The 25,261-nt window shown below is 44.4% G+C and carries 28 protein-coding genes; 2 read left to right on the top strand and 26 right to left on the bottom strand.

From position 1 onward, the window contains the following. Nucleotides 1-27: 27 nt before the first annotated feature. From H6A13_RS02415 to H6A13_RS02385, 7 genes are read right to left on the bottom strand one after another with little or no spacing between them, the layout of a single operon-like run. Nucleotides 28-387, bottom strand: a complete 360-nt coding sequence (locus tag H6A13_RS02415) for a hypothetical protein (protein ID WP_204908032.1) — start codon at nt 385-387, stop codon at nt 28-30. Between the two features lie 47 nt (nt 388-434). Continuing rightward, nucleotides 435-1,256, bottom strand: coding sequence for a pyridoxamine kinase (locus H6A13_RS02410; protein ID WP_204908031.1), 822 nt, complete (start codon nt 1,254-1,256; stop codon nt 435-437). Between the two features lie 6 nt (nt 1,257-1,262). Continuing rightward, nucleotides 1,263-2,924, bottom strand: a complete 1,662-nt coding sequence (locus H6A13_RS02405; protein ID WP_204908030.1) for a putative polysaccharide biosynthesis protein — start codon at nt 2,922-2,924, stop codon at nt 1,263-1,265. Nucleotides 2,925-2,964: 40 nt separating this feature from the next. After that, the gene (ybeY, locus tag H6A13_RS02400) at nt 2,965-3,459 is read right to left on the bottom strand and encodes an rRNA maturation RNase YbeY (RefSeq protein ID WP_204908029.1); all 495 of its coding nucleotides are present in this window, start codon (nt 3,457-3,459) and stop codon (nt 2,965-2,967) included. Then, nucleotides 3,456-4,460 carry a PhoH family protein gene (locus H6A13_RS02395; RefSeq protein ID WP_204908028.1) on the bottom strand — a complete coding sequence of 335 codons (1,005 nt, stop codon included), beginning with the start codon at nt 4,458-4,460 and terminating at the stop codon, nt 3,456-3,458. Before H6A13_RS02395 ends, ybeY begins: the two co-directional genes overlap by 4 nt. After that, on the bottom strand, nt 4,439-5,707 hold the full coding sequence (locus H6A13_RS02390) for a sporulation protein YqfD (protein WP_204908027.1): 1,269 nt from the start codon (nt 5,705-5,707) through the stop codon (nt 4,439-4,441). The genes H6A13_RS02395 and H6A13_RS02390 overlap by 22 nt, the downstream gene beginning before the upstream one ends. Beyond that, nucleotides 5,700-5,999: a YabP/YqfC family sporulation protein gene (locus H6A13_RS02385; RefSeq protein ID WP_204908026.1), complete on the bottom strand. Its 300-nt coding sequence runs from the start codon at nt 5,997-5,999 to the stop codon at nt 5,700-5,702. The genes H6A13_RS02390 and H6A13_RS02385 overlap by 8 nt, the downstream gene beginning before the upstream one ends. Before the next feature lie 198 nt (nt 6,000-6,197). Between H6A13_RS02385 and H6A13_RS02380 the strand changes: the two genes are divergently transcribed. Both H6A13_RS02380 and H6A13_RS02375 read left to right on the top strand, forming a co-directional pair. Continuing rightward, nucleotides 6,198-7,619 (top strand): MBOAT family O-acyltransferase, encoded by a 1,422-nt coding sequence (locus tag H6A13_RS02380; RefSeq protein ID WP_204908025.1) that lies wholly within the window; start codon nt 6,198-6,200, stop codon nt 7,617-7,619. Between the two features lie 14 nt (nt 7,620-7,633). Further along, complete coding sequence (locus tag H6A13_RS02375; protein ID WP_204908024.1) at nt 7,634-8,968, top strand: DHHW family protein; 1,335 nt, start codon at nt 7,634-7,636, stop codon at nt 8,966-8,968. 30 nt (nt 8,969-8,998) lie between these two features. Here H6A13_RS02375 and H6A13_RS02370 read toward each other — a convergent pair whose 3' ends face one another. The 19 genes from H6A13_RS02370 to H6A13_RS02280 all read right to left on the bottom strand — a co-directional run. Next, nucleotides 8,999-9,532 carry a hypothetical protein gene (locus tag H6A13_RS02370; protein ID WP_204908023.1) on the bottom strand — a complete coding sequence of 178 codons (534 nt, stop codon included), beginning with the start codon at nt 9,530-9,532 and terminating at the stop codon, nt 8,999-9,001. Further along, nucleotides 9,523-10,170, bottom strand: a complete 648-nt coding sequence (locus H6A13_RS02365; protein WP_204908022.1) for a J domain-containing protein — start codon at nt 10,168-10,170, stop codon at nt 9,523-9,525. Before H6A13_RS02365 ends, H6A13_RS02370 begins: the two co-directional genes overlap by 10 nt. Then, the gene (locus H6A13_RS02360; protein ID WP_204908021.1) at nt 10,167-11,009 is read right to left on the bottom strand and encodes a DUF5685 family protein; all 843 of its coding nucleotides are present in this window, start codon (nt 11,007-11,009) and stop codon (nt 10,167-10,169) included. The genes H6A13_RS02365 and H6A13_RS02360 overlap by 4 nt, the downstream gene beginning before the upstream one ends. A 9-nt stretch (nt 11,010-11,018) precedes the next feature. Continuing rightward, entirely contained in the window at nt 11,019-12,032 is a 1,014-nt protein-coding gene (locus tag H6A13_RS02355; protein ID WP_204908020.1) for an aldo/keto reductase, read from the bottom strand. 18 nt (nt 12,033-12,050) lie between these two features. Beyond that, on the bottom strand, nt 12,051-14,009 hold the full coding sequence (locus H6A13_RS02350; protein ID WP_338042988.1) for a HelD family protein: 1,959 nt from the start codon (nt 14,007-14,009) through the stop codon (nt 12,051-12,053). 188 nt (nt 14,010-14,197) lie between these two features. Beyond that, nucleotides 14,198-15,592, bottom strand: coding sequence for a CotH kinase family protein (locus H6A13_RS02345; protein WP_204908018.1), 1,395 nt, complete (start codon nt 15,590-15,592; stop codon nt 14,198-14,200). Nucleotides 15,593-15,596: 4 nt separating this feature from the next. Next, nucleotides 15,597-16,274, bottom strand: a complete 678-nt coding sequence (locus tag H6A13_RS02340) for a DUF4956 domain-containing protein (protein ID WP_204908017.1) — start codon at nt 16,272-16,274, stop codon at nt 15,597-15,599. A gap of 30 nt (nt 16,275-16,304) precedes the next feature. Then, a complete protein-coding gene (locus H6A13_RS02335; protein WP_204908097.1) occupies nt 16,305-16,997 on the bottom strand; it encodes a polyphosphate polymerase domain-containing protein in 693 nt (230 codons plus the stop codon). Further along, on the bottom strand, nt 16,987-17,655 hold the full coding sequence (locus H6A13_RS02330; protein WP_204908016.1) for an anti-sigma-I factor RsgI family protein: 669 nt from the start codon (nt 17,653-17,655) through the stop codon (nt 16,987-16,989). The genes H6A13_RS02335 and H6A13_RS02330 overlap by 11 nt, the downstream gene beginning before the upstream one ends. Nucleotides 17,656-17,777: 122 nt before the next feature. Continuing rightward, on the bottom strand, nt 17,778-18,461 hold the full coding sequence (locus tag H6A13_RS02325; RefSeq protein ID WP_204908015.1) for an anti-sigma factor domain-containing protein: 684 nt from the start codon (nt 18,459-18,461) through the stop codon (nt 17,778-17,780). Next, nucleotides 18,458-19,186, bottom strand: coding sequence for a sigma factor (locus tag H6A13_RS02320; protein ID WP_204908014.1), 729 nt, complete (start codon nt 19,184-19,186; stop codon nt 18,458-18,460). The genes H6A13_RS02325 and H6A13_RS02320 overlap by 4 nt, the downstream gene beginning before the upstream one ends. Nucleotides 19,187-19,399: 213 nt before the next feature. Next, on the bottom strand, nt 19,400-20,284 hold the full coding sequence (locus tag H6A13_RS02315; RefSeq protein ID WP_204908013.1) for a damage-control phosphatase ARMT1 family protein: 885 nt from the start codon (nt 20,282-20,284) through the stop codon (nt 19,400-19,402). A 12-nt stretch (nt 20,285-20,296) separates the two neighbouring features. Next, nucleotides 20,297-20,821, bottom strand: a complete 525-nt coding sequence (locus H6A13_RS02310) for a hypothetical protein (protein ID WP_204908012.1) — start codon at nt 20,819-20,821, stop codon at nt 20,297-20,299. Between the two features lie 17 nt (nt 20,822-20,838). Continuing rightward, nucleotides 20,839-21,879, bottom strand: coding sequence for an alcohol dehydrogenase (locus H6A13_RS02305; protein ID WP_204908011.1), 1,041 nt, complete (start codon nt 21,877-21,879; stop codon nt 20,839-20,841). Between the two features lie 28 nt (nt 21,880-21,907). After that, nucleotides 21,908-23,005, bottom strand: a complete 1,098-nt coding sequence (locus tag H6A13_RS02300; protein WP_204908010.1) for a hypothetical protein — start codon at nt 23,003-23,005, stop codon at nt 21,908-21,910. Between the two features lie 120 nt (nt 23,006-23,125). Next, nucleotides 23,126-23,347 (bottom strand): DUF4160 domain-containing protein, encoded by a 222-nt coding sequence (locus tag H6A13_RS02295; RefSeq protein WP_204908009.1) that lies wholly within the window; start codon nt 23,345-23,347, stop codon nt 23,126-23,128. A gap of 12 nt (nt 23,348-23,359) precedes the next feature. Then, nucleotides 23,360-23,740, bottom strand: coding sequence for a hypothetical protein (locus H6A13_RS02290; RefSeq protein WP_204908008.1), 381 nt, complete (start codon nt 23,738-23,740; stop codon nt 23,360-23,362). Between the two features lie 689 nt (nt 23,741-24,429). After that, nucleotides 24,430-24,921, bottom strand: coding sequence for a CFI-box-CTERM domain-containing protein (locus H6A13_RS02285; RefSeq protein ID WP_204908007.1), 492 nt, complete (start codon nt 24,919-24,921; stop codon nt 24,430-24,432). Between the two features lie 15 nt (nt 24,922-24,936). Continuing rightward, nucleotides 24,937-25,261, bottom strand: a 325-nt coding sequence (locus tag H6A13_RS02280; protein ID WP_420827213.1) for a hypothetical protein, incomplete at its 5' end; no start/stop codon positions are given.

The raw sequence follows: 25,261 nt of genomic DNA, 5'->3' as shown, positions 1-25,261 counted from the left end.
TGGTGGAAGGTGTCCATATGTTCCTGATCAGCTGGAATAATTTTCCAGGAAACCATAGAGTTCTTCCGCATTTTTTATATACTTTCCATTTCTTACTTCTTCCCGCACAAGAGCCGGCAGTTCGTCATAAGGAATATCCGTATATTCATAAGGCGTCTTGCGGTCGCCCAGATAAACCACGAGATATCCGTTGACTTCCATCAGGTAAAATCCATCTTCTTTGGATGCCTCTCCTTCTGTGGCGATGGATTCTGTTTTTTCTTTTGCTTCTGCTTCCAGCGCCGCCCGTTCTTTGGCCTTATAATAACTGAACTGATATGCGCAGGTCAGCACCAGTAACAGAACGATCGCTGCCGTAAAAAAACCAATACCATACTTGTTTCTCATACAGATAACTCCTTTTTTAGTACAGTATTGGCTGAAAATCATATGTTTTATACAAGCTTTCGCAAGGTTTTCTCGATCAGCAGTCCTTCCCGTTCCGGATAATTGTATTTTTCGCTTTCCTGTATGCAGGCGCAGACAAATGCATGAGAGGCCTGTACACTTTCCAGAAGCGTGTAGCCCTGCAGAAGTTTTGCAAGAAACATTCCGTCAAAAGCATCGCCTGTGCCGTGGTATTCGCTTAAGACCTGTCCGTTTCCCAGATATAAAAACGCCTGGTTTTCATAGAGAACGATCCCTTTCTGACAGTCGTCCTTTGGAACGCTGGTGATCACCATATCTTTTGCGCCGTATGCTTCCAGTTCTTTGCAAAGAGTCAGCACATTGCGGTGATCGCCGGTAATCTGATACGGTCTTCCGGTCAGCAGAAAGCATTCTGTCAGATTGGGAAGTATGATATCCGCATAGGGCAACAGCCTGCGAAGAGCGGCTGCATAGGTTTCATCAAAATTCTGATAATAAGAGCCGTGATCGCCCATGATCGGATCCAGGATCACCCTGGTTTCCGGAAACTGTTCCACAAAGTAAATGACTGCGTCGATGGCCTCCATATGTCCCAGATATCCGATGAAAATCGCGTCAAACTCTACGCCCTGGTTTTTGAAATGATCCGCGCAGTTCCGGATATATTCTGCCGGGATCCTTGCAACAGCCGGTGTCCCGTATCCGCCGGTATGCGTAGATAACAGCATCGTAGGGATCGGGCAGGACTCGATCCCCATTACGCTTAGGATCGGCATCATATTGGTCAGTGCGGCCTTCCCCACTCCGCACAGATCGTGGAGCAGGGCTATTTTCTTCATTGGTCTCATGTTCTTTTAATATTCTCCTCTGAACAAATGTAATTTCCGGCAGATCGCAACCATTTTCGCACCCTTTGGCATATCCAGGATCTCTTCTTGTGAAACTCCGCCGAACAGAACGATCGCTGCCGCATAAACGGCCATTGCAACTGGAATGGCAATGATCGTTGCGACATGCTCTCCCACAAACAGTTCAAAAAGAAGATGTACGACCAGCGTGACGATACCCATTACCGCAGATGCCGCGGCCGGGATCACAAAGGTCTGCCTCTGTTCCTGTACATAGCTGATCCGTTCCCGTAAAGCATGGGCATTCAGGATGCACAGGGCTCCGGAAAATACGATCTTACTTAATACGACAGCATAAATATTCCATTCAAAGGCTACCATCATCAACAGCAGGGAAAGCACATGGATCACCAGTGCGATCGCTGAATTCTTTACCGGAGTAATCATATCGTCCAGTCCCTGGAGCACCGAAGTGGTCACTGTGGAAAGGCAGAAGAACACAACGGAAATGGCGCCAAGCTGGAGCATTCTTGCAGCCGTCTCATTATCCTGGGTAAAGAACAACAGATCCAGGATCGGTCTTGCCAGTACAAGAAATCCCATGGCGCAGGGGATGGCAATACACATATTAAACCGGATGACAGAAGTGATCTTCTGATGGATCTGTTTACGGCTTCCCGTCTGGACAGTCGCAACCAGACTGGGAATAAGGGAAGCTCCCAGGGCCGTTGCCACAGACAGAGGCACATTGATCATGGTTGTATACTGTCCGCCCAGGATTCCAAGAAGACTTGCATATTCCGTCTTTTCGTATCCCTGTGCGGCCATGATATTATTAAATAACGCATTGTCGACGAAATCACTGATGTTCGAGACTGTCGCGCTTAAGATTACCGGAGCAATGGTAATAAAAAGCACCCGGTAAACCTGCTGGTAGCTTTCTTTTCTGCGGCTTCTGTCTCTGCGCATCCGCTTTTTAAAAATCTTCATATAGGCCGATGCGAGAAGTGCGATAAAGACCAGCGCAAAGAAAGCGCCGGCAATGGTTCCGACCGTACCGCCGGCCGCCGCATAAGCAGGGCCAAAGGAATCATTTCCGCTGGTTTTTGCAAACCCGAGTCCCACCTGAAGCAAAAGGTAAGCCCCTGCGATAGAGGCAACCGCATTGACGATCTGTTCCAGGATCTGGGAAACCGCTGTCGGGACCATAGAACCATTTCCCTGGAAAAATCCGCGAAGCACGCCAAGAAGCGCGACTACCAGGATACAGGGCGCCAGGATCCGCAGAGCGTAAACACTCATATCCATTGACATGATATTGGAGGCGATAAATTCCGCGCCAAAGAAAATGATCAGCGCCACAAGGCCTCCGGATAAAAGGGCAAAGGTAAAAGCACCCTTAAAAACTTTATAGGCATTTCGATACTGTCCTACCGCAATACGCGCGGACACTAGTTTGGACACTGCCAGCGGCAGGCTGTAGGACGTAAGAGTAAGGGCCACTGTGTAGATGGAAAACGCAACATTATAGTATCCCATTCCTTCGTCGCCCACAATATTCATAAGAGGGATCCGGTAGACCGCGCCGATGATCTTTGTGATCACGCCTGCGATGGCCAGGATCGATCCCTGCACCATGAAGTTTTTTTCTTTTTGTTTTGCAGTCATATATTACTCCAAATTGTCTTTCGTCTTTGATACTGTCTGATCAGCGGAGGATATCTGCCTGCTCCATGATCTCTCTCTGGCGGGCCTCCATACAGGCGCGCTCCTCATCCTCCATATGATCATATCCTGTTAAGTGTAACACAGAATGAACGATTAAAAAAGCAAATTCTCTCAAAACGGAATGACCGTAAGCCTCTGCCTGCTCCAGAACCTTCTCTTTGGAGATCACGATATCTCCAAGAGTCAGTTCACCTGTCTCAGGATCAAAACAATCGTCCTTCTCTTCCAGGCCTTCAAAATTCCCCGGCACGGGAAAATCAATCATCGGGAAGGACAGTACATCTGTGGCACGGTCAATGTCCCGGAATTCCCGGTTCATTTCCCGGATCTGTTCACTGGTGGTCAAAAGAAGATTTATTTCCGTCTCATAGGGGCAGTCGAGCACATCAAGCGCAGTCTCTATGGCCAGACGGGCCGTTTCTTCACAGGGGATCGGAAGCCTGATCTCTCCTTCTTCTTCAAAATAAAGTGTCATGAATGTCTCCTCTTCTCCCGGACGGATTTCTTTCGTCCCCGGTTATCGTGTCTTTCATAATCTTCATAGGCCTTAACGATCTTCTGGACCAGCGGATGGCGGACAACGTCTTTGCTGGTCAGATTACAGATGCTGATATCTTCAATATTCTTCACAACGGAAACTGCCACGTCCAGTCCGGAGATCTGCCCCGAAGGCAGGTCTTTTTGTGTAGCGTCTCCGGTGATCACCACTTTGGAGCCGAAACCGATACGGGTCAGGAACATCTTCATCTGCGCCGGCGTCGTATTCTGCGCTTCATCCAGGATAATAAAGGCATTGTCCAGTGTGCGCCCGCGCATGTAGGCAAGAGGCGCCACCTCGATCAGACCTTTTTCGGAATTTTTCAGGAAGCTTTCCGCTCCCATGATCTGGTAAAGGGCATCATAAAGCGGCCTGAGATAGGGATCGATCTTACTTTGCAGATCCCCTGGCAGAAATCCCAGCTTCTCTCCTGCTTCTATGGCTGGTCTTGTAAGAATGATGCGTCCTACCTCGTTGTTCTTAAAAGCGGTGATCGCCATTGCCATTGCCAGATAGGTTTTTCCCGTACCGGCGGGGCCAAGGCCAAAGACAATCATCTGACGTCGGATCGCGTCCACATAATTCTTCTGGTTGAGAGTCTTGGGCTTGATCGGTTTCCCCTGCAGCGTATGGCAGATAATGTCTTTATCGATCTCCAGCACGCTCTCTTCATTATCTTCCATGGTAAGCGACATGGTATAATCCACGTTCTGCTCCTGGATCGTATTTCCCCGTTTTGACAGTTCCGTCAGCTGTGACAGCACCTTTCTTGCCTTCTCCACAGCTGCAGCCTCGCCCATGATCTTTACATGCTCTTCCCGGGCGATCAGCGTAACGCGGAAAGTCCGTTCTATTTTCTTTGCAAATGTATCAAACTGGCCGAACACATTGCGCTGATGTTCGGCGGGTATCTCCATTACTGATTCTGTAAATCCCATGTATCTTTCTCCTTTTCCTCCTCCGGTACGGGCAAAGGCTCTGATTCCTTCAGCACTCCGATCGGTGTGAGGATTTTCAGTCTTCCTGCGGCAACAGCCTCTTCAGACTCTGTGTATATTTTAACATCATTCTCGATAATTTCTACCCCTTTTTTCTCTAAATCGCTTTTATACCGCACAAAACGCTCAGTCAGACGCTGTCTGATCTCCCGGGTGGTATATCTTCTGGCGTCCGGATGATAGGGGCGGATCGTCAGGGATCCGTAGGTTACAGGAAGCATCAGACTTCCGATATGGATCTGCCGTTCTTCCCCTTCCATCGTCCAGTATGAGTAAGAATGACGGATACTCCCGAACAGAAACCGGACGGACCCGAGCTGCACAAACTGCATCTGTTTTTTTACCAGATCGTATTGCTTGTGCGTATAAAACAGATGGATCTGATCCCGGTAGTCCAGAGAAACCTGTGCAATGATCCGGGCATCGGCCTTATGTTCCTGGTATGCGATGATTTCTTTCTGGTCATTCAGGACAGGAACATAACCGGACACCAGGATATCTCCTTTTTTCACCTCTGTCCCTTCGGTGACCATGACAACGCCCTCCCTGGGAATAATATCCGTTATCACACCGTCCATATCCGCCGTCAGATCCATGGGCGCCGACGCTCCCTTTGTTTCTTCTTCCGTTTCTTCTGAAGACTCCAGATAACCGTCGTTTTCTTTGATCTGGATCTTCAGTCTGGATCCGTCCAGCGACGCCGATACCCAGACAATGTCCGGAAAGGTTTTGCGCATGTCTTCTGCAATGCCTGCGCAGTCAACGGCGGATCTTTTCATTCCACTGTGTACGTTCTCAGATTCCAGATATTTCAAAAGCAATGCGTCTGTATGGGTCAGGTTTCCGGAAAATTCGATCCCCCAGATATGTGAAGAGAGGAAATAAACTGCCAGGATACACAAAAAGAATCCGGGAAAGAAGAAATGGCGTTTCCTGTATTGATAGATCCAGAACGGAAAACCGATCCGTTTGATAATGACGAACCGGATCCCCGTTTTTTTGATGACCGGCTGCATTTTTCGAAAACCCGAAAGGAAAAGATTCATTTCGTAGCCTTCCGGAACAGGCTTAAGTTCCCAGAGCCGGACTTTGTGATGGCTGCAGCTGTTTAAAAACCGTTCCGCAAACCGGCCGGACACCCGGATCCTTACATATCCACGGACATACCGGATCATTTGGTCAAGCATCTTTTCTCTCCTTTTGTCCCATATATTCTATCATATCCACAGTGCCGCTGATGATCATCTCTTCCCCGGTATAGCTTCTGATCTGCAGATGACTGCCGGCTATACAGATCTGCCCGCCTCGTATTTTTATCCGGATCAGGGAGTCTGTATACTCAAGGATCCCTTTATAGTTTTCAAGGCAGAGATCCGTTCTGCCTGTTACAGTCAGGACAGGGACGCCTGGCTCTACGTCCTTTGGGACTCCGGCCCAGTCCATGATCTTATGTTCAAAATTGGATTTTTCCTTGCTCATGTCCCACGTCGTTTTACCAGAAATTACTATTAATTTATGTGATTTCTTTCAATAAATATGTATCTGCATCGTCTTTTTTGCATTTTAGCAGAAAATCTGCAAGATATTCTTGTGTTTATACTTCATACACAGTATACTGATAATGTCGTAAACTGTGGAAAATACAGTTCTATCCGCAGTCTGAGAGAGGAGAAAGTAATGGTCTTTTCCAGTTTGATTTTTTTATTTGTCTTTTTGGTGTTAAATCTCACCATTTATCTCTTTATTGATAATAAGTACAAAAATCAGGTGTTATTGATATTCTCGCTGATATTCTATGCATGGGGCGGGCCGAAATATCTGATCTTGCTGGCCGGAGAAACATTCGCCAGCTGGTTTTTTGCCCTGATGATCGAACAATCCAGAGACAAATGGCAGAGAAAAATGTTTATGCTCGGAGAATGTCTGGTTCTCCTGGGGCTTTTGGGATATTTTAAATACGCTGTATTTTTTGCGGAAAATTTCCATGCTCTTTTTGGCGTGCCCAAAGAGATACCCAATATTGTTCTTCCGATCGGAATTTCTTTCTATACGTTTCAGCTGCTTTCCTATGTGGTCGACGTATACCGGCGTGAGATCAAGGCACAGCCCAAATACTGGAAACTCCTTTTATATTCCAGTCTGTTCCATCAGTGTATTGCCGGACCGATCGTCCGCTATGAAACGGTTGCCGATGAAATTGACAACCGTAAAGTGACACAGACAGATATCTATCTGGGGATCCGCAGATTTTCTATCGGACTTGCCAAAAAGTCTATCCTGGCAAATTCCTGCGCAGAGATCGCCGACGCTCTTATCCTGCCCGGCAGTGAAGCTCTGGCCGCTCAGTCAACCCTGGGATTATGGCTGGGTGTATTTGCCTATATGCTGCAGATCTATCTGGATTTTTCCGCTTATTCTGATATGGCGATCGGTATGGGACGTATGGTTGGTTTCCATTATCTGGAAAACTTTAATTATCCTTATATCGCAAAATCTGTCCAGGATTTCTGGCGCAGATGGCATATTTCTCTGAGTACATTTTTCCGGGATTATGTCTATATCCCGCTGGGAGGCAGCCGCTGTTCTACGGCAAAATATGTCCGCAACATGGCAGTTGTCTGGTTTTTAACCGGCATGTGGCACGGCGCCAGCTGGAACTACATTTTCTGGGGTATTTACTATCTTGCTTTCCTTTTGCTGGAACGTTTTGTGATCAAAGACCGGATACCCGGACCGCTGAAACATATCTATGCGCTGATCGCAATCTTCTTTGGATGGGTAATCTTTAAGTTTGAAAATATCGGTGAACTTGGCAGCGTCTTAATCGGACTGTTCGGGATCGGTACTTCCGGATTCGTCGGGATGGATGTGACGACAATCTTCCTGAGCAACTTATTCCTGCTGATCTTCTGTGTTATTGCCTGTACGCCGCTTGGAAAGACTGTCCGGCATATTCTGATCCGCTATGGGACACAGAACCCGGTTTCATTTACGGTCTTTAATATTACAGAGCTGATTGTTCCACCGGTTCTTTTAATATTATCAGTGCTTGCGCTGATCGGAAACAGTTATAATCCATTTTTATATTTTCAGTTTTAAGAAGGATATTACTTATGAAAAAGCAAAGAGTTACAAAAAAGCAGAAAAGACAGGCTGCCAGATTCCGCGCCCTGAGTGTCCGGATCTTTGCGGCTCTTATGGTATTGGGCGGTCTGCTGGGCCTTATGTTCTTTGTCCGCCCTGATACGTCTGACGTAGAAAAGCGAAAATTGACAGAGTTTCCAAAGATTACACTTTCCGCTCTCTGGAACGGGGAATTTTTCTCAGATCTTTCCCTCTGGTATTCTGACACGTTTCCAATGCGGGATGCTTTGATCGCAGCCGACCATAAGATGGAAAGCATATATGGCGTCAAAACTTCTACCATGATGGTTGGAAATCAAAAGCAGAGCGATGATATTCCGGATAAAAAGAAAAAAGAAAGCGGCGGCGCAAAAAAAGCAGAGGAAGTAAAAGAAATCTCTGCTCCTGACAGCCGTGAGATGGAAGCCGAGATCCAGAATCAGATCCAGGACAGTCTCTATGTGAAAGATGGCGCCGCATATACCATCTACTACTATGACCAGGAATCTGCAGACATTTATACCGCAGCATTGTCAAATGCAGCCGCCAAGCTGAAAGGCGATACTGATATCTATTCGATCCTTGTACCCAACAGCACAGGAGTTGTACTTCCGGAGGAGGAACAGGCAAAACTGGCCGGTGCGGATGAAAAGCAGGCGATTGATTATTATTACAGTCTGATGGACGGAGTGAAAAAGATCGATACGATCGATACACTCCGCAAGCACAGGGATGAGTACCTGTATTTCCGCACAGACCATCACTGGACACAACTTGCCGCATATTATGTTTATTTGAATTTCTGTGAGGAGAAAGGCCTGGAGCCCAATGATCTCTCAGAATTTGATAAAATGACCTTCTCTCCTTTCCTGGGTACTTTTTATCAGGAACTTCAGAATGCGGATATGGCAGCAAATCCGGACTCAGTAGACGCCTATGTCCCCATGGCGACCAACGATATGACTTATACAGATACAGATGGATCAGAAGTAAAGTGGCACGTAATTGAAGATGTAAGTTCCTGGAATGAAAGTTCCGGTTATTATTGCTATATCGGCGGAGACAAGCCATTATCAGTCATTGAGAATCCAACGCTTGACGACGGCTCTTCCTGTCTGGTGGTAAAGGAGTCTTACGGAAATTGTTTTATTCCTTTTCTGGTAGACCATTATCAGACAGTTTATATCATTGATTTTCGTTATGCACAGAATAATGTCATGGATTTTGTAAAAGAACATCAGATCCAGGATCTGATCATAATGAACAATATTTCTATCATTGGAAGTAAAGACGTGGCAACAACAATAGCGGGACTCCTTCAATAGGAGCCCCGCCTTTTTATCTCTGACTGCTCTTTAGTTCAAAAATCTGCCCCGCATCCGGGTCCAGATGTGTCCCTGGACATATTCATAGGCCTTGTCATAAATCAGCAGACCGATCTGCCCGGCAAGAAAAGCGCCGATCAACAGAGGCGCCGACAGCTTCCTGGAAAAAAGAAGTTCCTGGAAAAACAGCAGCGCAGGCAGATAGATCAGATTAAAGATCAGATATTTCATGACCCAGAACACCTGCTTTTTCCGATATCTTGCAGGCAGGTTCCCCATCTTTCTCCAGATAAACTCAACCGCCACAATGTAGAATCCCATAGCCGCATAGGAAAGTACATAAAATTTGTTCGGTACAAGGATGAATCCCAGCAGCACACCGGCCAGATAAAAGGCCGCTCCCATCCGCAGTCCGGTTTCCCGTATCATGATCCCTGCAAAGTAGGACGCTGCGGCAAGAAGGAACAGGGTGTTGGTCTCTATGATTCCTCCGAGCATCATGAACAGCACCGTCAGCGCCAGTAAAAGGCCGCCGAATGCTATGATTTTTGCTTTTACATGCATGAACAAAGATCTCCTCCCATACATTCACACAACGTATCTGCACACCACAGGTCACAGCAGATATTTCCGGTTCCGCAAGAAGATCCTCCCATTCCATATCCTCCGCCGTAGGGGCTTCCCTGATATCTCTGGCTGTTCCAGCTCAGCTGATTTAAAAGCTGACAGTATCTGGGATTGTTCGGCTCCATATTCACGGCCTGGGCAGCGTGATCTCTGGCCACAATATTATTGCCAAGCCCTGCATTGGCTGCGCCGCTTAAATAATACCACTCTGCTGTACGGTTGGGCATACGGTTCAGAAGATTGACCGCCTCCTGGAACCTGCGGTTGTTGATAAAATTATAAACCGCCTGCATTTCCACATTCTGGGAATCTCCGGAACTTTGTCTCTGATAACCGCCAAACCCGCCGGAAGAACCATAACCATACTGATATCCTCCGCCGTTCTGGCGTTCTTTCATGATCGTGTCATAAGCTTCCTGAATTTCCTTAAACTTCTCTTCCGCCAGATCCGCCAACGGATTATTGGCATTTGCGTCCGGGTGATATTTTCTGGAAAGCTCCCGGTAGGCTTTTTTTATCTCGTCATCCGACGCATTAGGAGATACGCCTAAAACATCATATGGATTCCTGCTCATTCTGATTCATCCTCACTTTTCTGTCGTTCTCTTTCTATCTTTCGGAATTTATTCCAGACACCATCATATAATATATTCCGCAAAATGTCTATATCCTGAATGCAGGGAAGTTTCTCAAACTGCGCTGTACACTCGGCGATCATCATACACAGCATTTCCCTGCACCGTTCATGGAAATCCTGTTCCCCGCAGATGGACCTCAAAGGATTATAATTTCCTTCTTTCCGGTCTTTTTTCAGGTCGTCATAAGCATCCATGATATAAATAAATTTTCCAAGGAAAAATCCCAGCGCGCGTAACGTCTCTTCCCAGTGATCCTTTTTCCATACCATCAGTTCCGCCATCAGCCGGCCAAAACAGCCGGCCGGTTCATCCAGTTCCATAACATTCCGTTTTTCACAGTCTGCCAGATTTTTCAACTCTTTTTGAATCACACGGCACTGGCGCGGATACCTGCGGATGACTTTTCTTACCCGGCGTCTCAGCGCGCAGGTGCCAAGAAAACCGGATATTTTCTTTTCATCCACCCAGTCGTCCTTCAGGTGATAATAAGCCAGGATCAGATTCATGTCCGCTCCGTAACCGGTAAATACATCCTGCAGGATCTGCTGCTTTTTCACGGGATGTACTTTACAGCGGATCTCCTCCGCATGAATCTCCGGCTCATAGAGTGAGGTCAGAAGAAGAATGGCAAACGTCATATCATAAGTCAGCGTCAGCTGTCCCAGATGTCCGTACCGTTCTCTTAATTCCTGACAAAGCCCGCAGTAAAAAGATTTATAACGCCGGAAATCTTTTACCTTTAATTCCGGCTCCAGGATTGTCACATATCCAAACATGCCATCCCCCTATAAAAAGGTTTTATAGTCTTCATAATTCTTTTTCAGTAATTTCGGTGTGTTCAGCCCGTACGGACATTTGCTTTTGCAGTGCCCGCAGTTTTTACACTCTTCGATCTTCTTCATTTTTGCCTGCCATTCCTGTGAAAGCCATCCCTCCTGCGGCGCACGGCGAAGCATCAGGCTCATTCTAGCACAGTTGTTGATCTCAATTCCCGCAGGACAGGGCATACAGTATCCGCATCCTCTGCAGAAATCACCGGCAAGCTCTTTTTTATCCTTTTCAATCTCTGCCTTCAGTTCATCATTGAGACTTGGAGGACAGACCTGATAAGAAAGAAATTCATCCAGCTCCGATTCTCTTTGCACGCCCCAGATGGGTACAACATGGGAAAACTGCGGCTGATCCATAAATGCATAGGCACATGCAGAGTTGTGGATCAATCCTCCGGCCAGGGCCTTCATAGCAATAAATCCCATATTCACTTCTCTGCACATTTCTACGATTTCCAGATCAGCGTCCGCCGCCAGATAAGAGAACGGAAACTGCATCGTCTCATAGAGCCCGGAGGCGATTGCCTCTTTTGCCACGGCGATCCGGTGGTTGGTGATACCGATGTGCCGGATCTTTCCTTCTCTTTTTGCTTCTTCGGCCGCTTCATAAAGTCCGGTCCCGTCCCCCGGCTTCGGGCAGAATGCCGGATTATGGAACTGATAAATGTCAATATAATCGGTCTGAAGCATTCTTAAACTTTCTTCCAGATCTTTCTTCAACTCTTCGCCTGTCTGTGCGGCAGTCTTGGTGCTGATGATCAGCTTCCCGCGGATATAAGAAAATGCCGCGCCAAGCTTCTCTTCACTGTCAGAATAGGCTCTTGCCGTATCAAAATAATTGATCCCGTTGTAGAAAGCCTTCTGAAGCAGATATACCGCGTCTTTTTTGCTGATCCTCTGGATAGGCAATGCGCCGAAACTGTTTTTGGTGACCTGGATCCCTGTTTTCCCTAAAATGATTTTCTGCATGGTATTCTCTCCTCTCTGTTACAGAATCTTATACATATAGAGTTCATGAAGCGCCCTTGTGGCGCTGATATATCGAGCCCGGGGCAGGAACGGATTGCTGCTGTCCTCACTTACCATAAACACCTGGTCGAATTCCAGTCCTTTTGCCAGATAAAAGGTGGTTACGGACAGACCGGGATGAAAAGTGCTGCTGTCCCTGTCAATATAAGAAACCGGCTGTCCTTTGTTCTTCAGTAGCTGATAAAGATCATAAGCCTCTGCTTCAGTCATCGTCAGAAGAGCGGCTGTCTCAAAACTGTTCTCCCCCTGTATCCGAAGTTTTCCGCAGAGTGTATCCAGCATCTCGTCGATGGTCAGAAAGGTTTCTTCGTCCACCGGCTTCCCGTGCCGTTCCAGATATTCGGCTGCTTCTTTTTCCCCCGGGGACAAAAGTCCTGCCGCATAGGCTGCAATCTCCACTGTGTTACGGTAACTTTTATTCATGGATATCTTTTTCACATGACTTCCAAAGATCCGGGGCAAAAAAGCAGTCACGTCCCGCATCTCTTCATCCAGTGTCTGATATTTGTCTCCCAGGATCGTCATACTGCAGGAAAACAACTCTGCCAGGATCAGATACTGGATATAGGAGTAATCCTGCATCTCATCAATTACCAGATGCTTGATCCTTTTGTGGGAACCTTTTCCCAGAAGCCGGTATTTCAGATACAGCATGGGCGCCGCGTCCTCATACTCCACCAGCCTGCGTTCATAAGGGATGTCCGGCAGAGGCTGCCATCCGCAGCTTTCCAGAAACCGGCTGTATATCTGATAGATATCTTTTGTCACATACATGCTGTCAAATTTCTGCCGGAGATATTCGGACTCTTCTTCAGACAGTTCTCTTCCTTTCAGAGTCTCGTATTCATCTACCACATATTCCATTACAGCATTCATGCGCGCAAGCAGCGGCACATTCTGAAAACGAAAATAAAACAGATGGATCAGTTCCTGTTCGGTTTTATGAAGCCCGTTCCATGTCAGATCCCGGAAATCCATCAGGCTGTCCTCCAGTGTGGCAAGAAATCCTTCCATCTGTCCGGACATCCATTCTGACTGTTTATTCAGATATCTTTCATAAGCTTCCGGATCCGGGAACTTCATCAGACGCTCCAGCTGATGATACCGGTCTTCGCAGTCAGGAGCCACATCTTTAAGTTCTCGGTAGACAAAGAGGTCAAAACTCATCTCCTGCACGGTTTCTTCGCCAAGTTCCGGCAGGATATGAGAAATATAATCTGCAAACACACTGCCCGGGGACAGGATCAGAATATCCGACGATTTCAGATTCCCGCGGTCGTGATACAGAAGATACGCGATCCGGTGGAGGGCGACCGAAGTCTTGCCACTTCCGGCTGCGCCCTGGATCACAAGGATCTTATCCTTTGTATTGCGGATAATGGCATTCTGCTCCTTCTGGATGGTGCGTACGATATTCTTCAGCTTTACGTCACTGTTGCTTCCCAGTTCCTGTTTTAAGATCTCGTCATCAATTTTGGTATCACTTTCAAAAGCATAGACCAGTTTTCCTCTGCGGATCTTATACTGCCATTTGGACAGGATCTCTCCTTCCATGGTGCCGGCCGGAGCCTGATAAGAAGCCGGGCCGCTGTCGTAATCATAAAACAATTCGCAGACCGGCGCCCTCCAGTCATAGATGAGAGGCGTTCCGCCCGTTTTTTCTGCAAAATTGCCAACGCCGATGTAAAATTGTTCTGCTGAAGATTCATTTTTATAACAAAAATCGACCCGCCCGAAAAACGGAGATTCCAACATCTTTTGAAATCTCCATTTTCTGCGGATCAATTCCTGATTTGCGTTTGTCTGGTTCAATAACGCCTGCTGATTGTCATAATCCTCGTAACCATACTGGTCCATTTCTGTATAATTTTCCCAGTAATAATCGTGCATGCGTTCAATATCTTTCTGTCCAGCCAAAAGGGACTGATCAATTTCCTTTAGTTTGTTTTTTATTTTTTCAGTTACATCTTGAATAAATTCAAGGGTTTCTGTCCTTCCCTGTTCATTTTTCATATAATCGATCTCCGCATGTAAGAATCTCGGTTTCATCGCTTTTCATTGTACCACACTTACACACTGAGAAAAAGAATATTTTCTTTTTTCGATTATTCTTTCAAGTCTGCTATCTCTCCCATATCCGGAAGCCATACGGAAGATGCATCCACAAAACTATCTTGATCTTTCATTTGTCCGGAAATTGTGGATGGAATCGTCCCGTCAAGCTGTCCGCGCACACTTTGTGCGCGCAGTAGACAGAAATCGGTGATGGTCTCTGCTCCTGCCACATATTCTTCATAGGTGCAAAAGGCCGTCGGATCTTTTTTTACGTATGGTTCGATCATATTTCGTGTTTCAGATACAAATTTTTCAAAATGGCCGCTTTCAAAATACTCTGCGACCAGCTGATTAAAATAGATGTGATATTGAGCATAATATTCTCGGCTTTTCATCAGATTATGATAGAGGGGCCTGTTTTTCATAATCTCGCCTGATGCCGGTGTGTTAATAGGATAATTAACATACAGTCTGGAGTCATTAATAGGTTCAGGCATTCCCAGAGAATATGTGGCGAAAGCTAAATTATAATCCCAGGGTATTATTTGCAATATTCCATCTTCTTCATATAAAAAATAGTTATGACCGGTTTTACCAAGATAACTGTCCAGATTTACTACAAAAACCTGGACGGTAAAATAACGCAATACTTCGTCTACATGAACCGCCGTTTCTAAATTCTCTCCAGATGCCAGGATTTTCAATGCCTGAATGAGTCTTTTTTTATCTGCCGTATCAGGCTCGAATTTAGCATTACGGAAAATATTATCATAACTATCCTCATAATCATCGGTATACTGAAGATAGACATCATGATTGGGATCCTCCAGAGATTTATAGTCCGGTTTATAAAGCTGACCATGATCTTTTCCGAAATTACGACGGACAAATGCTTCCTCTGGTTCCTCCACAGCCAGGAAAAGCCCCCAGTCTTCTCCGCCGGCTCTGACCCACACATAACTGCACAAAGGAGTTGGAATCTTCATATGTTCCATCATATCATAGGTGATCCAGGTCTTCAGATAACTGTTATCCTGAAAGGACGCATCCAGACATAATTTATCTAATCCGTAATAACTGTTAGCTTTAAAATGGTCAAATTCCAGTTTCAGACTGTATCGTTCATGCCCATACTTCTCTGTCAGACGCAGAGAATTATTCCCCTTTGCCCGAATTCCCACATCATGAAAAATCTCACCATCAATCACTACTGTACAGGAGGTGTATTCTTCCTTGTGTGCATTTGCAAGAAAACCTTTCCAATCATCCATATGAATGTCAATCTGATGTACTTTTGTTTTATCGAACAGGCGCGACACATAGCCGGGTTTTGAGGAGGCTTTTTGCAGCCCCCATTGCTCGCCGTTTATAAATAAAATGGTTCCAAGAACAGCAAGTATTATTCCTGTGATGCAGATGGCATCAATATATTTATGTTTCAGCATATGTTCAATTCATATAATCGCCATTATACGAAACCATTACTGCTTGCATGATACCGGGAAACCCGGATAATTCGTTGATAAAATCAGTATTGGCATCTTTCAGGCGAATCTCATAGTTTAGTTCAATACAGCCCCGTGATAAGCTTTTGCTCTTTAATGATATTTTCTGTACATTCTTAGCCAAAAAGTCGCAGGCTTCTTTTTCAGTGTCCTGGTTTTCGCAGTGAAGGACCAGGATATACGGTCTGTCATATCCTTTATAGCCGGCAAAAATAATAAGAATTATACCGATGAAAACACTTCCAAACACTGCAAGCAAAAGAAAACCTGCCGCAAGAACGATCCCTGCTGCGATTGCCCAGAACAGGAAGGCAATGTCTGACGGGTCTTTAATTGCTGTGCGAAACCGGACAATTGAAAGTGCGCCTACCATACCAAGAGAAAGCACGATATTGGATGTCACTGCAAGAATCAGAAGCGCCGTAATCATACATAATGCGATCAGTGTTACCCCAAAACTTGCCGAGTACATAACGCCGGCATAACATTTTTTATAAATAAAAAAGATAAATAAGCCAAGTAAAAATGAAAGCGCCAGCGCCAATATCATATCCATCGGATGAATTGAGGCTGAATTTTCCAGAAAACTTGATTTAAAAATATCCTGAAATTGAAATGTCATAATTCTTCTCCTTGTTCCCGTACCGTTTGTCTAATCGTATCTTCGGCATACCATATATTTAGAGAAAGCCGTTGTCCGCCTGTTTTCACACTGAACTGCCATCCGGACAATATCCGGCAGGTACTCATCATACTTGATCTCCAGTACGGAAAAGGAGTCTGAAACAGGGATACGGTATGCATCCGGATTTAAAAAGTCGTGTTTTCCCATACTGCTTCTAAGATCTCTGTCTATGGTAATGCGGACATTTCCAGGTAAGTAAGAGAAGGCTTCTCTTTCATATACAACGATTGTCTTAGGGCAAAGCAACTGTCCTTTGATCTTGCTGTAGAATTCTATCTGAAGGGGATCGTTTGATACAAGTAAAAACCGGTAATTCCCTTCCAGAAGATCCTGCACCTGCGTGCTGGTTATACGGGCACTTGATTTACCACACAGACCATTGATCTTCCACTTTTTTTCCAACCGGATAAACGAAGTATCTGTTCCGTAATATCTGATGCGAAATTTTTCTCTTAAGTTTACTCCGTCCAGTTTTTGTCGCAATGCTTTATCATCCGGTGTGTCAAAGTAAAGGCTGCTCACACGGTATGTTCCGCGTGAGCAGGAATGTTTGTCATGTGGAAACAACTTCCTAAGCCTTGATGACAGTATTAAATCATCTTGTGGATTGATTAATTGCTTCAGTTCATGCCGGAGTTTTACCGGATTCTTAGTTATCATAGTCGGACTGTCCATCGTCATAGTTGGTCTGCCCGTCGTCGTAGTTAGACTGCCCGTCATCATAATTAGACTGTCCTTCATCATAGTTAGACTGTCCATCCCCGTAATCTGTAACTCCATCGTTTTCCGGACCATAATCCGTGTCCTGGTAATCGCTCATTCCATAGTCGCTCTCTCCACGAAGATCTACAGGACTCTGCCAGTTGTTGGCGCTTACACATTCATGAACATCAGATGCAACTTCATCTAAAAAAGTTTCATGAGGAAGACCTGAACCAGGCTCGATCTCAATGGTGATCTGACGGTTTTCGCCCTCAACCTCCTCGACAAAATAACCCGCTTCTCCGATTGCTGTTACCAGTTCCGTTACAACCTCGCGGGCTGCTTTGCCCTCATATCCGGAATAATTTGCAAGAATTGCATTTCCATCATCATTGCGTCCGGAAATTTCCGTTACATTTCCGTTTTCATCATAGTTAATCTCTATTTCCGGATTTACACTTAATACCAGTGTCCCGCCGGCAGGTTGGGGTTCTGCGGAAGTTTCCTCCACGGTCTCAGTTACAGTTGCTTCTGTACTGTTCTGTCCACATCCAAACAGAAGACCTGTGCTCATTGTCATTGCTAATACCAGTGCTAACATAGATTTCTTTTTCATAATTCATTCTCCTTTCAGACTGTGTATTTATCTGCAGATTATTTTTCAGGCGTTCCTTTTTTGCCTTTCATACATAGAATACGGAACTGACATTTCCAAAACGGGGTAAGGAAAAATATTTTTTAATCATATTCGCTGTTGCCGTATCCGGATTCACCATAGCCGCTGTCACCATCATCTCCGTAGCCACTGGCATCTGGATAAACGGGTATCGTTACTTTATTGTCTTTGTAACTATCGTTTGTTACTTCAATGGTAACCGACATTCGTTCCTCAAGGTGGTGATTCAGGTGATCTTTCAGGGATGCACTGTGTGATACTACCCATTCATCGTCGTCGGCATCCAGAGTCAGGGAAATACGTCCGCCTTCCTGTAGATATCCTTGATCTGCCGCTTTGTCGACTAATTCATCCATTACCTGATCTAGTTTCTTTTCAGTAAAATTGTAGTTATCTGCCAGTTTCTCCCCATCTTCATTTACACCATCCAATCCTACCACAAGATCATCTCTTGTCACATCAATCCTGACCTCCGGATTAATCCGCATATAGACAGACGCATAGGCTGTACCGTGTCCCATTCGGAATACAGAAGTTATGATCAATGCAAGGCAGGCTGCTGTGGCTGCAATAGTGTAAATCCATCTGCTCTTTTTCTTCTTTTCTGGAAGTGGATACTGCATTTCAATCACATCCGCAACAGTTTGCCCCACTTCATAATGCATATTTGCAACCTTCAGAAAATTTCCATCGTCAGACAGGACCACCGCATATCCCGGATGACATTCCATGACCATATATTTCATGCCGACATCCCCCCTTCCCTTTTCAGGATGCGCTTCAAATGTCCGCGTATGATTTCATATCCATTTGTGTAGATCAAGAGCATTGCCAATATGTATTTCCGGTGACGTTCCAGTGTTTTCCGCTCTGTTCCAGAGCCGGAAGCAAGTCTGGCAAGAGGAAGTTTTTTTGTTCTTAACAATTCATCCAGCAGTTCCTGTTTTTCTGCTGCAAAGGAAATGGCTGCAGAACAGGCTTTTATTGTCCGTTCCTGCCTTGGGCAATTGTCTGCTACATCAGAAAAAGAAATCCCAAATTCTGCCATAACAAGGGCCAGCTCTTCGATTTCCTGTTTTGTGGCGTCTCTGGAAGCCGTCTCCTCAAAATAATCATGTTCATCCGTGATTTCATCAATGATCAAACGACCTTCAGTTCCACTTTCTTCATAAATAGAAACATGGTTCTGATGCCGGGCTTCTTTTCTTTGAAAATCAACGATTCGGCTTCGAATCAATAAAGCCGCATAATTCAAAAATGCTCCTCTTTTTTTCTCATATCCCATAATGGCTTCATGGAAGGCCATCATGGCGATGCTGAATTCATCGTCTTGTTCTGTACATAGTCGGGAAATACATTTTGACACTTCAGATCGAATGAAGGGGATATAGGTACGGATCAGATTGTCTGCCTTTTGCAGATCTTCTTTTGCGTCATAGACCATTTTTACAATCTGATTCTCGCTTTGCATGACCTAAGTCCTCCTCATATATAGAATACGGATATCATTTCAGAAAAACAGGGTAAGAATCAAATTTATTTTACTTATAATTTACATCTAAAACCAGCAAAACTGTGTAAAGGTTATGTAAAATACAAGTAAAGGCGCTGTATCTGTTATAGATACAGCGCCTCACTTTTTGCACATCTTATAAACTTCTGACTTTGTAAATCCCACATACGTTTACTGCCGTTCAGCAGGTATCCGATTTTCGTTGATCAACATTCCCTGAAACCGTTCCGCCGCAAAGCGTCTCATAAACCAATCGCATTTGCATAAGAATAGATAATAGATATTAAGTCCGCAGCCGTGAAGCGTCTCAAAATTACCCTGTCCTTTTGCAATGATCAGATCGGCATTTTCCAGTTCTCCACGGGCGGCAGGACTGATATCAGAAAGCACCGTTCCCGCGATCTCGCTTCCGTTATCTATAACCGAAGCAGTTTTATCCAGACCCACATAATAAGCGGCGTCCAGATCTACATCATTGACAACAGGAGCCCCGCGTACAATGACAGTAATATTCAGATGTGGGAACTGTTCTTTGATGATCCTGATCGCGATTTTATCCAGGACAATCTCTCCACAATTGTCAGCAAGATAGACCAGTGTCGACGCATGTGTGAGTTCTTGTCTGAAATATGCGTACTCCGTCTGATCTAGCCCGTCCTTTTCCTGCTCTTCAAATAATTCCAGTAATTTCTCCCTGGACACATCCTTCACTGCAGAATAGTCAATATAATTCCCGGTTCTTGCAAAACAAAGCGCAGCCTCCACAGGATCGGTATGTGTCCGGATCTGCGCTTCCAGATCCTTTTCCATCGACAAAAGAAAATCGTTGAATTCTTTTTTGGCCTCTTCCATGCTGTCTTTCTTTCCCCAGTAGTTTTCATATATTCTGGAAATGGACTTCACCAGGGCCGGGGCCGAAGCGTCCGGATCGCTGGCAGACAGATATCCAAGGATTTCTTTCATATATCGGAGTTTCTTTTCTTCATCTTCAAAATTCCTGATCTGCAGTTCCTGACTCTGGATCAGACAGGTCAGGCAAAACGGATTCATTCTCATCTGATTGCCCTCTTACTCCACATAATCTTCTAAAAAATCTTCATATTGCTGCTGTTTTAAATCTTCCACCTGACGTGCTGCAGCTTTATTAGCAAAATACATCGGAATTCCGGTCGCTGCAAGGATCAGTAATCCGCCGGTCATCATGAGTATCAGCCATCGTATGCCGCTTTGCAGCATCGGCTTTTTCATAGCCTGGTTGATGTCATTGATATTTAAAACCCTGGCGTATCTGCGTTTTCCGCAAACCGGACAATAAAATTTCTTTGCATAGTATTTATAATGAGGCTGATTGATCAATGCCCCGTTTACAAACTTTGTTTTTGTTACACTTACAGATTTTGCCATGGCGGATTTCGTAAATTCCGCAGCATTCACCGTATATTCAGTACCGCATTTTTCACACTTTACATGTCCTGTAAAATCAGAACGGACGATCACGTCCTTACTGTGACGTATGAATTGAATCCCGCAGAATATAACCCAGCTAAGCAGTAACACGGCCATTATTATTGGAATCAGAATTCTTATATCCATGCTTCCCTCCATGTTTTTTATAGCGTGACCGCATATTTGATCACATGGTCTTCTTTCTTTTCAAATACCTCGTAAGCTTTCATAATATCTGCAAAGCTGCAGCGGTGAGTGATCAGGAAGCTGGCGTCCAGTTTCCCTTCCGCAGTCAGATCCATGATCTCCTGACAATAGCATCCGTCTACTCCCCCGGTTTTAAATACCAGATTTTTGCCGTACATTTCCGGGAGAGGCAGTATCTGTGATTCTTCATACATGGCTGCGACCACTACATTTGCATTGGGTCTGGCAATCTCCCATGCCAGCTGAAAGGTATCCTTTCCTCCGGCTGCTTCGATCACCACATCCGCTCCCCGGCCTTCTGTAAGTTCCCGGATCCCCTTTTCTACCAGATCTTTCCCCGGAACCAGCGTAATGTCTGCAAGACCCTTTTCTTTTGCCAGATTCAGCCGATAGGGATCTGTATCAATGGCAATGATGCAGGAAGGTGCATAAAGCCCTGCGCAAAGCATTGTACAGAGACCGGCAGGGCCCGCTCCGATAACAGCAACAGTATCACCGTTCCTGATCTCTCCCAGTTTTGCAGCCCAGTATCCGGTAGAAAGGAGATCTCCGTTAAACAGAGCCTGCTCATCTGTTACATGGTCAGGAATCCGTGTCAGTCCGTTATCTGCATAGGGAATCCGCACATATTCTGCCTGGCCGCCGTCGATCCTGCATCCAAGCGCCCAGCCGCCCAGGGGATCCGTACAATTATTGACAAACCCTCTCCTGCAGAAAAAGCAGTCTCCACAATAAGTCTCCACATTAACTGCCACCCGGTCGCCGGGTTTTATGTTTGTCACGGCGCTCCCGGTTTCCACGACTTTTCCGACAAATTCATGTCCCAGTATGACGCCCGTCACAGCTCTTGGAACTGCCCCGTGTCTGATATGGATATCGCTGGAACAGATGGTTGTCATCGTCACCTGAACAATCGCATCCTGCGCGCTTTTAAGAACCGGCATGGGGCGTTCTTCCAGTCTGATTTCTCCATTTCCTTTATATACAACTGCTTTCATTCCTTACACCCCCGCTTTTATAGATTTACTAATCATTCATTTCTTCAAATTTCAGCCCTGTCAATGAATGGAACTGCTCCATTGTAATATCCGGAGTCTGAGACAAAACCACCTGATTTCCATTCGAGAGATAATAAAATATATCAGAAAGTTTTTTCTTTTCTCCATAATCTGTCACTAAAAGAGGCTCTTTATAGGCATACGAGAAAGAACAGACTTCACCGTCTGTATTGGTAAATGAAAATTCCTCCGGGGTACCGGTAACCGGAATGCCCTCTCTTTTCAGCACTTCATAAAGACAGCCAAAGGACATCCCGCCAGTATCACACAGAACCAATTCTGGATAACAGATTTCCATCTCATCCGGCCTGATAACTGTAAAACGATAATTGGCGCGCCAATCCGCTGCGCGTTCCAGTTCCTCTTCCGTGAACTGTTCCATCTCGACCCGGTAAGTAATCGTATAGGCGGCAAAGTATTTTTCTGCCATCTTCCCAAGGCCCTCTTCCAGTTCCCCATCTTCTTCAGGATCACGCCTGCTGTCTCCGTCTTCATATACGTAAGTCTCATGGTCCATAACAGACGGATCTTCTTCCTTGCTGACAAAGGTCAGAGGCTCCGCATAAGCGACTCCGTACCGGATGGAACATGGATACTTCTGTTCCCTTACATAATCGTCAAAATCTCCCAGTTCTTTACAAAGATTTTCCATCTCCTGAACGGCATGATATATTCCGTTTATTGCAAGCTTCTCGTTATAAAGAGATTCTGTCTCTACATCCTGCAGTTTCTGATACTGTTCCAGATAATAGCTGGCCATTTCCAGTTCATAGGAAGTTTTCAAGTCGTACTGAGTAAAAAGTGAATAATATTTATGACTGATCAACTCAAATTCCACTTCCGGCAGTTCTTTTAAGTGCGCTTTCCAGACCTTGTCCGTGTAGCCGGAAGAGTTCTTCCTCTCCGTATAATCCCTGGATACCACTAATTTTTCATCTACATACGTTTCCTGAAACCACTTTATGGCATCCCTTCGACTGTAATGATGATGACTGCAACCGGAAAGAAGCAGAACACTGAGAACAGAAAGAATCAGCAGGAACTGGATTTTTAAATATTTATTCATAGTTTTTTCCAAATCATTCTATAATAGTTTTGTCTTGATTACGATACTGCCAAGAGCATCATACGGTATTACCTGGATCACAGTTGGAATATATTCTAACATTACAATGCCTCCTTATATTTAAACCAAAGGATTGATTCTGTTTAACGGTTTCCCATCCTTTGCAAGTTCCCAGTTCTGCATTAATTCATCCTGATGGATCACGCACCATGCCAGCACGAGCTTCAGTTGTCTTGATGGCAATGCTCCCTGCAAAACACAAGCATCATTTATATCAATCAAAGCCTTTCTCCCATTATACTCCACATGAAAGAGGGGTGGATTATGGTCATCATAATACATAGTAATTCCAATTTAGCTTATCTCATCTTCATCAAAGGCTTGTTCTATGTCTCCATCCTCATCAATAAACACAATATCTCCTACTTTAAACAATTCTGTTTCCATCGTTGATGAAGATATTGAAACCGTTTGTTCATTTCCTTGATTATCTACAAGTGTAATACCGTATTCATTGGATACCTCTTTTTTTTCTATTGCTTTTATTTTATATCCTTTTTCAGCAACTTGCTTATTAACAATTTCATCCTTCTTTGCGCCAATGACAAGACCAATCGACATTCCCAAACAAAGCCCTATTGGTATTCCTAAGCTCTCAATTGCAGAGCCGATAGCCAAACCAAAACACATTCCTAATGCTGCACCTGTTCCTGCATTCTTTGTTGTTTGTTTCATTTTTGTGCCTCCAAATTCTAATCTGTCGACCTAGTTCTACTTCATTATACCATTCGTTTATTTCCCTGTCATTGTCTTTCTTACCCATACGAAAAGAGAGCGGAACATCATCTGTCCACTCCCTTCTAAATATTCCATATGATTCATTACTTCATACCATATTACAACCAAATACAAAAACCGCCCTTACTTGTGATATGGTTCTCCTTAACGTATCCAAGTGCGGTTGCCTGCTCTTTAAAATCCTCCATTATTATAGGCTCTTGTTATTACATAATACGGAACAAACGTGTCACATATTTCATCATTGTATACTCAAATCATTTCATCAATATAATCTTCCTCCGGCTGTAATGTTGACAGAATCAGCCTTGTATATACTTTCCCATCTGTGTTTCTGATGGGCTCTCGTCTTTCAGTCCTAAATCGACATCCGTGATATCAAAATTCCCTGTTGCCAACTTATACTCTTCGATCCATTCAGCTTCAATTTTCAGGGGATTCTTACAGTGAAGTACATTAGCCAGGCTGATCAGACGCCCCATTCATCTTTCACTATAGACTTAACAACGTATTTGTTTTCTGAGGTAATTTCCTTGCTACACGTTCTATAATATAACATAAAAAATATTTTTGCTGTTTAGAATATCTTTAGTTCTCGAATTAATTCGAGCTTTAAAATATTACTTTTAGATCATAGTCTTTAAATTTAATGACAGCAAATCTGCTTGATACATCATTAACAAATATCTGTTTCCGGCTTCATTTAAACATCCCTTTTCAAATTGTTTTACTACTTTATAAATTTCATTATAAATCCACTCGCAGATTTCTTTTTTCTTATCAGATTTTTTAATCTGCTTTACAATACGTGGAGCTTGCTCATAGTAAAAATCAATTATTTTTCTCCCTTGTTCTGTCTTTTTTAACACTTCATCGCGATATTTCCGCATCATTGTCAGTTCATAACAATCATCGGGAAGTCCTTTTTCTTCACAACATACGGTTGTTAAAAAACATCCACCACTTCCACTACCGCGCTCTTTATAATATCTACATTCCTTTATTTCATCTGGATCTTCATAAGTTCTGCGATATGTACAATACCATTTATATCCATTCTTTTCTGTAGGATCAATATATTCACAGTCTTTACACTTGCAACAATAATCTACCGCCATTCTTTTATCCTCTTTTTATTTAACATATTTTAATTGCCCAAAAAGCCCTCGTTTATAATGCTTAAGTTCTTGTTGTGCTCCTGCACTTCCTAATTTTGCCGCTTGGGAAATATAATTATACGAACATTCTAAATCCCTTTTTATACCAAATGTTACGAGTTGATCACTTTGTAATAGTAATCCAATCGTATATAAACAATGCCTTTTTCTCTCTTCATCAAACCATTTGTTTAGCTCAATAGCTTGTCTACCATACTCAAATGATGTTTTGAAATTATTTTTACGTTCTTCTACTACTCCAATGCCCCATAAAGCATCTGAACAATTTAATATACTATAC

It is taken from the genome of Mordavella massiliensis (assembly GCF_016902415.1).
Classification (GTDB): Bacteria; Bacillota; Clostridia; order Lachnospirales; family Lachnospiraceae; genus Merdimonas; species Merdimonas faecigallinarum.
This window is presented reverse-complemented; position numbering and strand designations above follow the sequence as displayed.